Source organism: Paucisalibacillus globulus, assembly GCF_900184735.1.
Lineage (GTDB): Bacteria > Bacillota > Bacilli > Bacillales > Amphibacillaceae > Ornithinibacillus > Ornithinibacillus globulus_B.
In genome coordinates this window covers 201946-217727 of sequence record NZ_LT855395.1, presented here as the reverse complement: position 1 = coordinate 217727, position 15782 = coordinate 201946, and the positions used below count along the sequence as shown (strand labels likewise).

Genomic DNA, 15782 nt, shown 5'->3' with positions numbered 1-15782 from the left:
AGACAGGGCTATTCCTGTAAAATAGGGGAGGAAAATCCAACATGAAATTTTTTATCGACACAGCAAATATTGAAGAAATTCGTTCAGCTAACAAGCTGGGTGTACTAGCAGGAGTAACAACCAATCCTAGCCTAGTAGCAAAAGAAGGTGTATCATTCGTTGATCGTCTGAAAGAGATCACTGCAGAAGTAACAGAAGGATCTGTTAGTGCAGAAGTTATTGCAGAAGATGCAGAAGGAATGATTAAAGAAGGACTCGAGCTAGCTGCTATTGCGCCAAATATTACAATCAAAGTACCAATGACTCTTGAAGGGTTAAAAGCAGTAAAAGCATTTAGTGACAAAGGAATTAAAACCAATGTGACACTTATTTTTAATCCGAACCAAGCACTATTAGCTGCTAGAGCAGGAGCTACATATGTTTCACCATTCCTTGGCCGTTTAGATGATATTGGTCATGATGGAATGCAATTAGTTGCAACGATTGCGGAAATCTTTAATCGCCACGGAATTGAAACAGAAATTATCGCTGCAAGTGTTAGACACCCGATGCATGTAACAGACGCAGCACTAAACGGTGCGCATATTGCGACCGTACCATATAACGTATTAGCGCAACTTGTGAAACATCCTTTAACAGATCAAGGAATTGAAAAGTTTCTTGCAGATTGGGCTAAAGTTAATCAATAAAATTGACCTAGTAGACCAAACTAAGGTTGACTAGAGATTCCAGTGATTTTTAGAACGGCATAGTATTCAAATCATCGAATGAATGCTAAATGAGAATTTACTTTAGCACTATGTTTGAAGAGATGAAGAACTGGGTAATAAATAGGCTGGAATATTTAAATAATGTGGAGGATGTAAAAGGGGACAAATCTTCTAACATCCTTACCTCATAAAGCGGGGTTTTTGACGTGCAAAAGATGATAGTTGAGGGCGGTCATGTCTTAAATGGAAAGGTACGCATCAGTGGAGCTAAGAATTCAGCAGTAGCTCTCCTTCCAGCTGCCATTTTAGCTGATTCGGAAGTTACAATTGAAGGACTGCCAGAAATTTCGGATGTATATACATTAAGTGATTTATTAGAAGAAATTGGCGGAAAAGTTGCGTGGGATGGACAAACGATTCATATCGATCCGGAACACATGATATCCATGCCATTACCAAATGGTAAAGTTAAAAAACTTAGAGCATCCTATTATTTCATGGGTGCTATGCTAGGGAAATTTAACAAAGCAGTTATTGGCTTACCTGGAGGATGCTTTTTAGGTCCTCGTCCTATTGATCAACATATCAAAGGATTTGAAGCGTTAGGTGCAGAAGTAACTAATGAACAAGGTGCGATTTACCTTCGAGCAAACGAACTAAGAGGTGCCAGAATCTATTTAGATGTGGTTAGTGTGGGTGCCACCATTAATATAATGCTTGCCGCTGTTAAGGCAAAAGGAAAAACCATCATTGAAAATGCAGCGAAAGAGCCAGAGATAATTGATGTGGCAACATTATTAACCAATATGGGTGCTAAAATTAAGGGCGTTGGTACGGATGTCATCCGTATCGAAGGAGTACCAACTCTACATGGTTGTAGACATACCATTATACCAGACCGAATTGAAGCAGGTACCTATGCCATCGCAGCCGCAGCCGCTGGAAATGAAGTAATCATTGATAATGTGATTCCACAACATTTAGAATCACTATTAGCGAAACTACGTGAAATGGGTGTCACCGTAGAAGATTCAGACGACCAACTATATATTGCAGCCAAGAAACCACTTAAAAGCGTAGACATTAAAACATTAGTATATCCTGGTTTTCCAACGGATTTACAACAACCATTTACAAGCCTACTGACAAAGGCACACAATACCGGAGTCGTAACCGATACCATCTATTCTGCAAGGCTCAAGCATATTGATGAGCTAAGAAGAATGAATGCCATTATCAAAGTAGAAGGCGGTTCTGTCATCGTATCAGGACCAGTACAACTACAAGGAGCACGAGTCAAAGCAAGCGACCTAAGAGCCGGAGCAGCACTCGTCATCGCAGGACTAATGGCAAACGGAATAACCGAAATAACCGGACTCGACCACATCGACCGAGGATACGAAAACCTAACAGAAAAACTAAACTCCCTCGGCGCAAACGTATGGCGAGAAGACATGACAGAAACAGAAATATTACAATATCAAAATTCGTAAGGGTCTTTATAGCGATTTGCTTTAAAGTGGTATTAACTTAATTTAATTTAAATGGTTTATGATTTTACCACTGAGCGGCCCGAATACACGAAGACTCCTATGGGGATAGTGGGCAGGGTGAGACCCCGCAAGAGCTTTAGCTCTGAGGAGGCTCACCGCACACCCCATGGAAAGCGAAGTGTATTCGGGCCGCGGACCCGGCCAGGAACTCCCACATAATTAACACCTTTTAAGTATATAAACCTTCTTGGGATGAGGCTTTATTTACTTAAAGGAGATGGGGAACATGGAAAGAAGCTTAACAATGGAAATCGTACGCGTAACCGAAGCAGCAGCACTAGCATCCGCACGCTGGATGGGAAGAGGAAAAAAAGAAGAAGCAGACGATGCTGCAACCACAGCAATGCGCGACGTATTCGATACCATTCCGATGAGAGGAACCGTAGTCATTGGAGAAGGCGAAATGGATGAAGCCCCAATGCTATATATCGGAGAAAAACTAGGCACTGGAACAGGCCCACTAGTTGACATAGCAGTTGACCCATTAGAAGGAACAAACATCGTTGCCAGCGGTACAACCAACGCTTTAACCGTTATCGCAATCGGTGATCATGGAAAAGTGTTGCATGCACCCGATATGTATATGAAAAAAATTGCAGTTGGACGAGAAGCAGTTGGCCAAATTGATATCAATGCACCAACCATAGATAATTTAAAAGCGGTTGCAAAAGCAAAAAACAAAGATATCGAAGACCTGGTTGTCATATTACTCGATCGTCCTCGTCACCAGAAAATAATCGATGAAATTAGAGCCGCAGGAGCAAGAATCCGTTTAATTCAAGATGGTGATGTAGCAGCTGCCATTAATACTGCATTTGACGATACTGGTATTGATTTATTTATGGGAATCGGTGGTGCACCAGAAGGCGTTATCGCTGCGATGGCATTAAAATGCTTAGGCGGTGAGATGCAAGGGCAACTTGTACCATCTAATGATGAGGAAATTGCACGTTGTCACAAAATGGGCATAAGCGATATAAATAAAGTTTTCTATATGGATGACTTTTGTAGTGGGGATGATGCCATCTTTGCTGCAACTGGAGTTACAGATGGAGAATTATTAAAAGGGGTCCAGTTCAAAGGATCAAAGGCAAAAACACAAACGGTCGTCATGCGAGCTAAAAGTGGAACAGTTCGCTTTATCGACGGAGAACATAGCTTAAAGAAAAAACCAAACTTAGTTATGCAGCCTGAATAACAAATTGGAAAACATTGGTACCATGCCAATGTTTTCCAATTTCTCTAATTTGCATAGCTTTAGAATGAAAGCAAAAATCTATTGTAGCCAGAAGTAGCATGAATACTTGGCTCAAGTACTTTCCTACATGAACCTCTATATAAAAAAGTACAAATTCCTTAAAGCAAAAAAACTATTGAATAATCCTGTTAAAACGTTTAATATTGTAAATGTTTAAGATAGGTGTTGTTTGGTTAATATACAAGATAAAAAGAAAAATTCTAATGGTGTCTCAGAGACAAATGAGGAGACCCGAAAACTTCTATTCTAGCTTCTAATTATTTTCTTCCCTTCTTCACAGTTTCACATCTAAGAAGCAAAATTCAATCTATAATCAGATAAGCCTTATCAAGATAATTTAAGTACCCAGTAAATAAAAGAACTTATAAATGTTACATAATCATTTGTGTTTCTATCAAAATAGTAAATATGTATATGGAATAGGCGTGATATTTAAATGGCAGAACTAACATTAAGTAAGCTTCAAGAACTAAATCTAAAAGAAATTTACGCATTAGCAAGAGAGTATAAGGTATCTTATTATGCGAAATTAACGAAGAAAGAACTTATTTTTTCAATCTTAAAAGCTCAAGCAGAAAAAGATGGCTTTTTATTCATGGATGGGGTATTAGAGATTATCCCTTCAGAAGGATTTGGTTTCTTAAGACCGATTAACTATTCTCCAAGTGCAGAAGATATTTATATTTCAGCATCTCAAATACGTAGATTCGATTTACGTAATGGGGATAAAGTATCTGGTAAAGTACGACCTCCGAAAGAAAACGAACGTTATTACGGTTTGTTGCATGTTGATGCGGTAAACGGTGAAGACCCAGACTCATCAAAAGAAAGAGTACACTTCCCAGCCCTAACAGCATTATACCCAGATCGCTTAATGAAGCTCGAAACAAAATCAAACAAGCTATCCACTAGAATTATGGACTTAATGGCACCAGTAGGCTTTGGTCAACGTGGTTTAATCGTTGCCCCACCAAAAGCTGGTAAAACGATGCTTCTTAAAGAGATTGCAAATAGTATTACCGTCAATCATCCAGAAGCAAAATTAATCATACTATTAGTAGACGAGCGTCCAGAGGAGGTAACAGACATTGAACGTTCTGTTAGCCCAGACGTTGACGTGGTAAGCTCTACATTTGATGAAGTACCAGAGAACCATATTAAAGTATCTGAACTTGTTCTTGAACGTGCTATGCGTTTAGTAGAACACAAACGTGATGTTATCGTGTTAATGGACAGTATTACACGACTTGCCCGTGCCTATAACCTTGTTATACCTCCAAGTGGACGTACACTTTCTGGTGGTATTGACCCAGCAGCATTTCACCGTCCAAAACGTTTCTTCGGTGCCGCGCGTAATATTGAAGAAGGTGGAAGTTTCACTATCTTAGCAACGGCACTAGTTGACACCGGTTCACGTATGGATGATGTAATCTACGAAGAATTCAAAGGTACAGGTAACATGGAATTACACCTAGACCGCAACCTTGCGAACCGTAGGATTTTCCCTGCGATTGATATCTTACGCTCTGGAACTCGTAAAGAAGAGCTACTAGTGAATAAGGGCCAACTAGATAAAATGTGGGCAATTCGTAAGACTATGCAGGATTCTCCTGATTTCTTAGAACGATTCCTTAGAAAACTAAAAGCATCTGAAAGCAATGATCTATTTTTACAAAAAATAGAAGAGGAAATGCAGCGTAAACGAACAGGGAAATAAGCAAACTAATAAAAGTAATACATTTCAGAGACGAAATATTTTAATAAGCTATTGCAAACAGAGTCGCATATTGTTATAATTTTTTAGTGAGTTTAGAAAAGGTTTATACCTAACGCGGCTCTTAAAATGAGTGTTCAAATAGGAGGATAAAAAGGACCGAGCAGTTCGAGGCGGCGTAGATTTGAGGACCGGAATGTACTCGAAAGGTACATGAGGACCGGAAAATCAAGCCAACGAAGAAATGCGAGAGTCATTTTTACCGGACGCTTTGAACAACCTCTAAAATAACTCTGTTTCCAAAGGATTCAGGGCAGAAGGAGTGAAAGACATGAAAGAAGGAATCCATCCAGAATACAAAAAAGTTGTATTTCTTGATACAAGTTCTGACTTCAAATTCTTAAGCGGATCAACTAAATCTTCAAACGAAACAATTGAGTGGGAAGATGGTAACACATACCCATTAATTCGTGTTGAAATTAGTTCAGAATCTCATCCATTCTACACTGGTAAACAAAAAGCTGACACTGTTGGTGGACGTGTGGATCGCTTCAAGAAGAAATATAATTTGAAATAAGAATGGCAAATTCACTTCCTAGTGAATGACCAAATAATACAATTTTTGGGTGAGTTTACTCATGCCGATAGGAAACAGGCAAATCAACTATGCTTTGCCTGTTTTTTATTTAACTAATACACATACTAATCATTAAAAGTGAACTTATACATGTGCTAATACCTATAAAAACCTAGTAGAAACGAAGGGAGATCCCAAAACATGTATGTTATGAAAGAGAGTGGCTGGCTAGAAGTAATCTGTGGCAGCATGTTTTCAGGTAAATCCGAAGAACTTATTCGAAGAGTACGAAGAGCAACCTATGCAAACCAAAAGATTCAAGTATTCAAACCAGCAATTGATAATCGTTATGACGATGTAGCAGTTGTATCTCACAATGGGACATCCATCATGGCAACACCAGTAAGCTCATCCTCAGAAATCTTTGAAAACCTTCAAACTAATGTGGAGATAGTTGGGATTGATGAAGCCCAATTCTTCGATGAAGACATCATCACAGTTGCAGAGCAACTAGCAGACCGTGGCATTCGTGTAATTGCTGCAGGACTAGACCGCGATTTCCGCGGTGAACCATTCGGACCAATGCCAGAATTAATGGCCCTTGCCGAATCCGTAACTAAACTAAATGCCATTTGTCCAATCTGCGGATCTCCCGCAAGCCGCACACAACGCCTAATCAATGGACAACCAGCATCATACAACGACCCAATCATCATGGTTGGCGCATCCGAATCCTACGAACCAAGATGCCGCCACCATCACGAAGTCCCAAACCGCCCAACAAGCATAGGGATGAGAAAGTTGATGAACGTTAGCAAATAGTTTTGAGAGCATCCTTATTGAGGATGCTCATTTTTTGTATGTGAACTGATTTGGGCGGGCACATTATTGGTGGATTTGGTCACATGTATAGTGTTCTTGGTCACAAGATGAGCAGAGTCGGTCACATGGTTTCTGTTCTCGGTCGTAAGTTGTGTGAATTTGGTCGCAAGCACCGTGCTTCTGGTCACAAGGTGATCATTATCGGTCACATGGTCTGTGTTCTCAGGCCCAAGATATTCGAACTTGGTCGCATGCATGATACGCAAGGTCACATGAAGAGCAGAGTTGGTTACATGGTCTGCGTTTTCGGTCGCAAGGTATGTGAACTTGGTCGCATGCATGATACGCAAGGTCACATGAAGAGCAGAGTTGGTTACATGGTCTGCGTTTTCGGTCGCATGTATAATGCCATTGGTCACATGGTGAGTAAAATTGGTCACAAGATAAGCAAATAAAGTCACAAGCTCCAGCCCAAAGCGGCACTCCCCAACCCTAATAATCCCAAATCCAAAAAAGAATTTTGACCTCATCCTTTCTGTATACTATAATTAGAATGTTAATCTGAGTGAGGTGAACGTGATGTTAGAACGATTACAAACGTTAGAAGATCGTTATAATAAATTGAATGAATTATTAAGTGATCCGGAAGTTATTAGTGATACGAATAAATTGCGTGAGTATTCCAAGGAGCAGTCTGGTCTTGAGGATGTTGTGCAGGCTTATCGTGAGTATAAAGATGTGTCGGAGCAGCTGAAAGATGCGAAAGAAATGCTTGAGGATGATTTGGATAAGGAAATGCAGGAAATGGTTAAGTCTGAGATTTCCGAGCTAAGTAAAGCTAAAGAAGAATTAGAAGAGAAAATGAAGATTCTTCTTTTACCAAAAGATCCAAATGACGATAAAGATGTATTTGTTGAGATTCGTGGGGCTGCTGGTGGAGATGAGGCAGCATTATTTGCTGGTGACCTATACCGCATGTATACTCGCTTTGTCGAGAGCCAAGGTTGGAAGACAGAAGTAATGGATGCCCATACGACTGGTACCGGTGGTTATAAGGAAATTATTTTCATGGTAAAAGGTAATGGAGCTTATTCCAAACTGAAATATGAAAATGGTGCTCACCGCGTACAGCGTGTACCGGAAACGGAATCAGGTGGCCGTATTCATACATCCACTGCAACTGTTGCCGTACTACCGGAAGCAGAAGAGGTTGAAGTTGAACTTCACGATAAGGATATTCGTGTGGATTTATTTGCATCCAGTGGACCAGGTGGGCAAAGTGTAAACACTACAATGTCCGCTGTTCGTTTGACACATTTACCAACGGGTATTGTTGTTTCTATGCAGGATGAGAAATCACAAATCAAGAACAAAGAAAAAGCAATGAAAATTCTTCGTGCCCGTGTTTATGATAAATTCCAACAGGAAGCACAGGCTGAATACGATGAAGTTCGTAAATCTGCAGTCGGTACTGGAGACCGTTCTGAGCGTATTAGAACGTACAATTTCCCGCAAAACCGTGTTACCGATCACCGTATCGGCCTTACTATTCAAAAGCTAGATCAAATTCTAGAAGGTAAGCTAAATGAAGTAATTGATGCGTTGATTATGGAAGAGCAAGCAAATAAATTAGAACAAATTGGTGAATAACATGGGTCAAAAACAATATGAAGTCCTACAATGGGCTTCTCTTTTTTTAGAAAAAAATAATCGAGAACCAAAAGTGGCTGACCTCCTTCTCCAGCATCATTTAGATGTGTCGAGGACAGAATTTTTTGCACAAATGCGAGAGGATGTACCAGAGGAGATAGCGGAAAAATTTCGCATGGATATTGAAAATCATGTGGAAACGGGAGTGCCTGTCCAGCATTTAATGGGCTATGAAGAATTTTACGGAAGAAAATTTTCCGTTAATCCACATGTTTTAATACCACGTCCAGAAACAGAGGAACTGGTTCAGCGAGTGATGAATCATGCTACCAAACAGGAGCCATTAACTATTGTTGATATAGGGACAGGCAGTGGAATTATTGCGATAACGCTAGCACTAGAATTACCGAATGCAACCGTCTATGCTATTGATATTTCAGAAAAAGCTCTGGAGACAGCTAAAAGCAATGCGGAAAAATTTCATGCAAATGTGACGTTTTTACAAGGAGATTTTCTTGCTCCTTTCTTGGCTCAAAGTCTAAAAGCGGATATTGTTGTATCTAATCCACCATATATATCTGAAGAAGAAAGACCTGAACTAACGGATACCGTGGTGAACCATGATCCAGAACTAGCCCTATTTGCCGACGATAACGGACTAGCTGCTTATAAGAAAATAATCAGCCAACTTCCAGATGCTATTATCTCAGGAGGAACTGTGGCATTTGAAATTGGTCATCTACAGGGCGGGGCTGTAAAAGCACTAATACTGGAAACATTTCCGGAAAGTGACGTCTCTATTTTAAAGGATATCAACGGAAGAGACCGGATTGTGTTTGCTGATAACTTAAAGTAATGTGTATCCTTTACGACTTTCAGAATAATTTCTCCTAAGAAAGAAACACACTCCGATTGTAAGGAGTGTGTTTCTTCATGTTGCTGTAGAATGCTTAATTATTTTAATTAATAAAAAACCTACCAACAATCCTGGAATAATAGACAGTAATGGTAAAAACACTGGGCCAAGTAAAACCCCTAACAATTCTATTTTTGATGAATATATAACCCCAACGGTCATAAAAAATGCAGAAAAAATAAAGGGGAGAAAAGAGAAGTCTGGTGTTTCCCCTTTTGCGTCCTTAAATGCATCCCACATCGCAAAAAAATATAAACAAGGATAGAACATAAGCCATTGATAATTAGTTTTTTCTACAGCGGTACTAATATCCCCTTGAAAGCTTAAGACGATTACTTCATTTAAATTAGACTGAATATTTACAGTTATTTCTAATAGGAGTAGCACGATACCTATTATGTATTTTTTGTTTAAAAGCTGTCCAAGACCCGGTAAAGCAATTGACCACAATAACATCTCTAATTTACTGTTTATCACATGAATTAACACCAATCCTTTCTTGGACTAACTCTAGAAAATATTACTCTTTTGCTAGTTTTTTATGGTCGGGGATTTGTGGAGGTTGCTCAAGCCATTTATTTTTAATCAAAATGTTTATACCATCTTTTGCGTATTGAGTAATTTCAGCAGTTAAGCGAACATAAGATGCTTGGAGATCGGTTCTAAAACTTGCAGCTGAAGCAGTCGTATAGTTAGATAAACCAGATGTAATAAGTGTAGTTGTGTGATACATCATTAATTTATCTGAAAATGGTGCAACGGTTGAATCACTTATCTCCATATCCCATGGCATTGGTGATGGTAAGTCATCATTTGTTAACATGGTCGTAAAAACTTGGACATGTTTTTTTGCTATTTCCTTACCAGTCGTGCAATAATTACGTACTTTTTTAGATTTTGCGGCCTGTGCGAAGCCGGTTAATAGTGTTGCTCCAACTGAATTAGTCTTTAAATTGGCTTCAATATGAGTAATTTCAATAACATTTAATGGTCTATTATTGTTGTTTAAATCCATTAATCCACCTAGATATTTTTTGTTATCGATAAAATCTACCGTTTTAGAAGTGGAAACATAAGGTGGTCTCACATATAATCCCTTAGCTAGTAATACTTCAGCAACTTTATTATATAGTTCTGTTGACTTTTGTATTGCCTGACTTAGAAAATCACGAACCTTTGTGTTTGCTGCAGTGCATAGAGCAACACCATAAACAGATAATCCGATCTTCGCCATATTTTCAAGGTAATATAAATAAAATGTATCCGAATATAGGCGAGAAGCTGTTGGACTTACATCTTCATCCGTAAAGCCAACTGGTTCTGGCTGATTACCGTTTAGTAGAATATCTTTACTGATATTGAGATTTTGCTCTGAAGTAATAAGTGCATTCTGTACTACGGATTTGATATCTGCATCATCCACATTGGCCAAGAAATATTTCAACATACAAATAGAAAGAGAGTTGTTTTGATAGCTACTCCAAATGGCTGAAATTTCAGAGGAAGTTAGCCTTGTGCTATGATTCTCTTGCATATTAATCCTCCCAATAATTGATAATATTAATATCCACAGTTAAAAAAATAATATACTCGTTGGTATAAGAACCTAATCATATGGAGATATTTTCGGTAAATGGGATTTTATCAATTACCTATGTCATTACGAAAACAGAACTGACACGTTAAACCATCCCCATTTGTTAACAGTTATTAACTAGTGCCAATAACTAGTTTTATTAAAATTACTAGATTACTAGTTTAAAAACTTTTCCGCCTGTCCATACTATGACTAATTCAGTAACTGGGGGATGGGGAAATGAAGAAATTTGCATTTATTCTAATTATAATAATTATGATAGCACTTACTTTGCCTATCAAGGGCAAGGGTGAAGAAAATAATTTTGATGATTATCAAGTTATACCAGATGATGCGATTCGCTTAAGGATTTTAGCGAACAGTGATAATGATGCAGACCAGCAAATTAAGCAAAAAGTTCGTGATCAAGTGAATGCTGCCATTACAGAATGGGTAGCTGAAATCACGGATATAGAGGAAGCAAGGAAATTATTAGAAAATAGAATACCTGAGATTAGTGAGATTGTGAAACAGACACTAGCAGAAGAAGGGGAAAAGCGAGATTTTGATGTGGAATATAATGATAGTGTAAGTTTCCCCACGAAAATATATGGATCGTATTTATATCCAGCAGGTGAATATGAAGCCATCTTAATTACAATTGGTGAAGGAGAAGGGTCCAATTGGTGGTGTGTATTATTCCCTCCATTATGTTTCCTAGACTTTGCCAATGGGATTAGTGTAGCGGCTGCAAGCCCTGGTGGTTTTGAAGAAGAAGCACAACAAGATAATGGCTTGAAGATAAAATTTTTCCTATTTGAATGGCTCGGTTTGTCATAGAATATAGTACCCTTGCATAAAATGCTAGAAAAGCGAGATTCTAAATGAAGTATTCTACTAATAACAGGGGTGTAAAAGATGAGATTATTGATTGCAAGCGAAGTAGCAGAGGATAGAATAACAGAATTTTTAAGTACGACAGATCAAGTGGATCAGAAGAGTTTACTACAGGGCGGCTATGTAGTGGAGATTGGTGATGAAATCAAAGGATGTTTTGTCTTATCAACGGTAGAAGATGATATTTTTTGGTTAAAGCAACTCTATATTTCAAAAGAGGCTGCTCAATCCCTACCAGTCTTACTAGAGATGATCATTGTATTAGCAAAAACCAAAAAAGCAAAAAAAGTCTATGTACATAGTCATCAACCGGTAGTAGACATTTTACTGGGAGCACTGCAATTCCACCCACAAAAAGAGGCACTGAATGTGAATAGTACGCGTCCTAAACAAGGGAATTGGTGGGCATACGAGGTTTCCTAAGGGATTATGCACATAATCCACAAGGGCTTGTGCATAAGTTGTGAGAAAACTGTCGATAAATCAAAAATTGGTGGATAACGTGTTAGTAAGCACAATAAAATAAACGTTTGTTTGGAAAATCTGTGGATAAACTGCAGATTTTCCTTTTATTTTGTGGATAACTATATATTTTGCGAAAACAATATCATTCCGATAAAATGAGGAAAGAAAAGAGGTAGTAGGAATGGTAGAAACGAAACGATGGAATGTAATGAAAACTGGAACAAATAATGAAATGAGGATCATAGAAGCTGGCGAACTATTGAAAGCAGGTGAAACGGTAGCGTTCCCGACAGAAACGGTTTACGGTCTGGGGGCAGATGCAACCAATAGTGTGGCTGTAGCGAAAATTTTCCAAGCAAAAGGTCGTCCGCAAGATAACCCACTAATCGCCCATGTTGCTACAAAAGAACAATTATTCCAACTGGTGGAATCTGTTCCTAGTTATGTGGAAAAATTAATAGACACATTTTCACCTGGGCCGATTACTTATGTATTACCATCTAACGGGACTTGTGCAGATAACGTAACAGCTGGTTTAACAACAGTCGGAGTACGTATACCGAGTCATCCCGTAGCACTTAAACTATTAAAGGCTTGTAACACACCCATTGCCGCACCAAGTGCAAATCTATCAGGAAAACCAAGCCCAACAACAGCTGAACATGTGTGGGATGATTTACATGGAAAAATAGCAGGGCTAGTAGATGGTGGTCCAACCGGTGTTGGGTTGGAATCAACTGTGGTAGATTGTACACAAGATATCCCCATTATCCTAAGACCAGGTGGAATCTCCCTAGAGGAACTAGAGGAGGTTGTTGGAAAAGTAATGATGGATCCCGCCCTCCAAAGTGCAAGTGCAACAGAAAAGCCAAAAGCTCCTGGAATGAAATACAAACACTATGCACCAGAAGTACCAATGTGGTTGATTGAAGGCGGCAGTGAAAAAATACAAGAAACCTATATTCAACTAAAAGCAGAAGGTAAACGCGTCGGCGTCCTAGCAAATCGAAACATATTAGAAAAGCTAACGGTAGACGAAAAAATATCCCTAGGAGAATCTCTTGAAGAAGTGGCCTCCAATCTCTATGACGGATTGCGGAAATTCAAGCAAGGTGATGTGGATATTATTCTTTGCGATACCTACCCAGAAATCGGAATTGGCCAGGCGGTAATGAACCGATTACGAAAAGCAGCAAGTCGATATATTGTGGAATGATGAGGAAGTGGCGCATGTAACCAAAACCGGTTAGCATGCGCCTCTTTTTTTATGGCTTGCTCCCGATTTTAGTGACTGTGCTTGTAATCTTGGAGCATGTGCCCGTAAAACTGGAGCATGCGCCCGAACCCACGGAGTATGCGCCCAATCTAGCGCACCATGAACCCGAACTCATGGACTATACGCCCAATCCAGCATATCATGTGCCCGGTCCCACGGAGTATGCGCCCAATCCCGCATATCATGAGCCCGCCCCATGGAGTATGCGCCCAATCCCGCGCATCATGAGCCCGCCCCAACGGAGTATGCGCCCAATCCCGCGCATCATGTACCCGATCCCACGGAGCTTGCGCCCAATCTCGCGCATCATGAGCCCGCCCCCAGGGAGTATGCGCCCAATCCCGCGCACCATGCACCCAATCCCAGGGATCATGCGCCCGATCCCACGAACCATGAGCCCGCCTCCACGGACCATGCGCCCAAAACCTCAAAGCATAAACCCAATCCCACGCACCAATCATATTCCCATCCACCCCAGCATATAGTGTAAAAGGCATGTCCAAGGGGGATGATTCATGGGTGAAATAATTTCAGTATTAATGATGGCTGTTGCTATAGGAATGGATGCTTTTTCTGTTAGCCTTGGGCTGGGTATGCAGAAGGTTCGGTTGAAGCGAATTGCGTTTATTGGCATTGTGATTGGATTATTCCACATTATCATGCCGTTCCTGGGAATTGTGGTAGGGAAATTTATCTCCGGGCAAATTGGCGATTGGACAACCTTGGCTGGCGGTCTGTTGCTGTTTGCGATTGGGGCACATATGTTGTTTTCAGCCTTTAATCATGAAGCGACAAAAGTTGTGCAGACTGCAGGCTTAGGGTTAGTAATTTTAGCCTTAAGTGTTAGTATTGATAGTTTTTCTGTTGGTCTAAGCTTAGGGTTATCTGAGGTGAAAACAGCTCTAACTATAATACTTTTCGGGGCAAGTAGTATGGTCTTAACTTGGGCTGGGATGCTAATTGGGAGAAAAGCGCAAGGATTATTAGGTGCCTATAGCGAAATACTTGGAGGTAGTATTCTTTGTGGATTTGGCCTCTATATCATTTTCTAAGAAATTAATAAGAGGATGTCCGATATGGGCATCCTCATTTGTTAGGGAGAAGTCTCCCAGTTCATTATGATATAATACTATATTTTCCGTGTCTCACTACAGTGTTAGGCATTTCATACCCTAAAATCTTTGCTGCATCCTTTGATAATTCAACTAGTACACTATTTTCCCTTACTTGAAATACTTTACCTTCATACTGTTGATTCCTTCTGTCAAAAAGGACAACATCCCCTACATTTGCTGTTTCATTATTATTCATTTCTTTTCCCCTCCCAAAGGATAATACCTAAATGAGACTTCTCTATATTGTATAGAGAAATACCAAGGGCTATGTTAAACAAAATGGAAAGTGCAAATTGAAATAGTAAATTGGTAGCTTAGGTATTTTTATTTCATCCTCTTAATAGTAATACTTATGAATTAGAATTTCTACATTTTTCTCACTTTTAACGAATTTATGAAAAATTATCTAGGTCTAATGCACTATGAGGTTTTTGAATGTTGTACCAAAGTAATCATTTTTGGAAAGAAAACACAAACTGAATCGGAATTCAGAATTCTCTGTTGTATTGTATTTTACTTTATATTCTTTTTCTGTCAACTGTCATAATTCTATGTTATATTTTAGTTATATAGATGATTCTCACCGGAATGGAGGTTCTTCATGAAAATCTTGTTTGTTTGTACTGGTAATACTTGTCGTAGTCCAATGGCTGAGGCTTTGTTAAAAAGTAAATTACCAGGAGCAGAAGTAAAATCAGCAGGAATCTTTGCGGCTAAAAATCAACGTGCATCAAAGCATGTTGTTACACTTTTAGACAAGAAGGGAATCGAGCTTAGCCATCAATCCAAACCGGTTGATGAAAAACTTCTAAATTGGGCGGACGTTGTACTATTAATGACAACAGGACACAAGCAGTCACTCATCATGGAATATCCTAATTTTCAAGATAAGTATTATACATTAAAGGAATTTGTATCGGACTCTGACCGGAAAGTATGGGATGAATTGAAATCGCTTTATGCGGAATATGAAATGAAAAAATCTCAAATCATCCAAGAATATCAACATAAATTGAATAATGTCCAACTGGAAGAAAAGCTCCGTGAATATTTACAACCTGATATCCAGAAGATTAGTCAACTAGAAAGCAGCTTAATCAACTATGATATTTCCGACCCATTCGGTGGAGACATAGCCACATATCAAAAAACACTAGAAGAATTAGAAGATTATATTGAGCTATTACTAAAAAAGATAAAATAAATAAAAAAGCTAATAGCGCCCTTTACAGTGCTCGAGCTAAATAAAAATA

At 39.2% G+C, this 15782-nt stretch carries 17 protein-coding genes; 13 read left to right on the top strand and 4 right to left on the bottom strand.

The features are described from left to right. Positions 1-41: 41 nt before the first annotated feature. The 6 genes from fsa (at position 42) to BN999_RS15325 (ending at position 6634) form a co-directional block, all read left to right on the top strand. Positions 42-689, top strand: a complete 648-nt coding sequence (gene fsa, locus BN999_RS15350) for a fructose-6-phosphate aldolase (protein WP_096272753.1) — start codon at positions 42-44, stop codon at positions 687-689. 227 nt (positions 690-916) lie between these two features. Next, a complete protein-coding gene (locus BN999_RS15345) occupies positions 917-2203 on the top strand; it encodes a UDP-N-acetylglucosamine 1-carboxyvinyltransferase (RefSeq protein WP_096272751.1) in 1287 nt (428 codons plus the stop codon). A gap of 286 nt (positions 2204-2489) precedes the next feature. Beyond that, the gene (gene glpX, locus BN999_RS15340; RefSeq protein WP_096272750.1) at positions 2490-3461 is read left to right on the top strand and encodes a class II fructose-bisphosphatase; all 972 of its coding nucleotides are present in this window, start codon (positions 2490-2492) and stop codon (positions 3459-3461) included. A 496-nt stretch (positions 3462-3957) separates the two neighbouring features. Further along, positions 3958-5238: a transcription termination factor Rho gene (rho, locus tag BN999_RS15335; protein WP_096272748.1), complete on the top strand. Its 1281-nt coding sequence runs from the start codon at positions 3958-3960 to the stop codon at positions 5236-5238. A gap of 328 nt (positions 5239-5566) precedes the next feature. Further along, complete coding sequence (locus tag BN999_RS15330; RefSeq protein WP_026907736.1) at positions 5567-5812, top strand: type B 50S ribosomal protein L31; 246 nt, start codon at positions 5567-5569, stop codon at positions 5810-5812. A 201-nt stretch (positions 5813-6013) separates the two neighbouring features. Next, positions 6014-6634 (top strand): thymidine kinase, encoded by a 621-nt coding sequence (locus BN999_RS15325; RefSeq protein WP_096272746.1) that lies wholly within the window; start codon positions 6014-6016, stop codon positions 6632-6634. Positions 6635-6648: 14 nt separating this feature from the next. Here the strand turns inward: BN999_RS15325 and BN999_RS20340 are convergent, their stop codons facing one another. Continuing rightward, a complete protein-coding gene (locus BN999_RS20340) occupies positions 6649-7095 on the bottom strand; it encodes a hypothetical protein (RefSeq protein WP_141249079.1) in 447 nt (148 codons plus the stop codon). 118 nt (positions 7096-7213) lie between these two features. Here BN999_RS20340 and prfA point away from each other — a divergent pair, with 118 nt between their 5' ends. Further along, positions 7214-8284, top strand: a complete 1071-nt coding sequence (gene prfA, locus BN999_RS15315) for a peptide chain release factor 1 (RefSeq protein WP_096272742.1) — start codon at positions 7214-7216, stop codon at positions 8282-8284. Between the two features lies 1 nt (position 8285). Then, positions 8286-9140, top strand: coding sequence for a peptide chain release factor N(5)-glutamine methyltransferase (gene prmC, locus BN999_RS15310; protein WP_096272740.1), 855 nt, complete (start codon positions 8286-8288; stop codon positions 9138-9140). A 75-nt stretch (positions 9141-9215) separates the two neighbouring features. On the opposite strand, the gene BN999_RS15305 is transcribed toward prmC, so the two are convergent. Continuing rightward, complete coding sequence (locus tag BN999_RS15305) at positions 9216-9656, bottom strand: hypothetical protein (protein WP_096273203.1); 441 nt, start codon at positions 9654-9656, stop codon at positions 9216-9218. Between the two features lie 64 nt (positions 9657-9720). Next, positions 9721-10734, bottom strand: coding sequence for a DUF3231 family protein (locus tag BN999_RS15300; RefSeq protein WP_096272738.1), 1014 nt, complete (start codon positions 10732-10734; stop codon positions 9721-9723). 282 nt (positions 10735-11016) lie between these two features. Here BN999_RS15300 and spoIIR point away from each other — a divergent pair, with 282 nt between their 5' ends. The 4 genes from spoIIR (at position 11017) to BN999_RS15275 (ending at position 14466) form a co-directional block, all read left to right on the top strand. Continuing rightward, positions 11017-11616, top strand: a complete 600-nt coding sequence (gene spoIIR / locus BN999_RS15295) for a stage II sporulation protein R (protein ID WP_096272737.1) — start codon at positions 11017-11019, stop codon at positions 11614-11616. Between the two features lie 78 nt (positions 11617-11694). Beyond that, positions 11695-12096, top strand: coding sequence for a hypothetical protein (locus BN999_RS15290; protein ID WP_096272735.1), 402 nt, complete (start codon positions 11695-11697; stop codon positions 12094-12096). 223 nt (positions 12097-12319) lie between these two features. Continuing rightward, on the top strand, positions 12320-13354 hold the full coding sequence (locus BN999_RS15285; RefSeq protein ID WP_096272733.1) for an L-threonylcarbamoyladenylate synthase: 1035 nt from the start codon (positions 12320-12322) through the stop codon (positions 13352-13354). Between the two features lie 575 nt (positions 13355-13929). Continuing rightward, a complete protein-coding gene (locus BN999_RS15275; RefSeq protein WP_096272729.1) occupies positions 13930-14466 on the top strand; it encodes a manganese efflux pump MntP in 537 nt (178 codons plus the stop codon). 64 nt (positions 14467-14530) lie between these two features. On the opposite strand, the gene BN999_RS15270 is transcribed toward BN999_RS15275, so the two are convergent. Next, on the bottom strand, positions 14531-14725 hold the full coding sequence (locus BN999_RS15270) for a DUF2187 family protein (RefSeq protein ID WP_096272727.1): 195 nt from the start codon (positions 14723-14725) through the stop codon (positions 14531-14533). 405 nt (positions 14726-15130) lie between these two features. Here BN999_RS15270 and BN999_RS15265 point away from each other — a divergent pair, with 405 nt between their 5' ends. After that, the gene (locus BN999_RS15265) at positions 15131-15733 is read left to right on the top strand and encodes a low molecular weight protein arginine phosphatase (protein ID WP_096272725.1); all 603 of its coding nucleotides are present in this window, start codon (positions 15131-15133) and stop codon (positions 15731-15733) included. Positions 15734-15782: the final 49 nt, after the last annotated feature.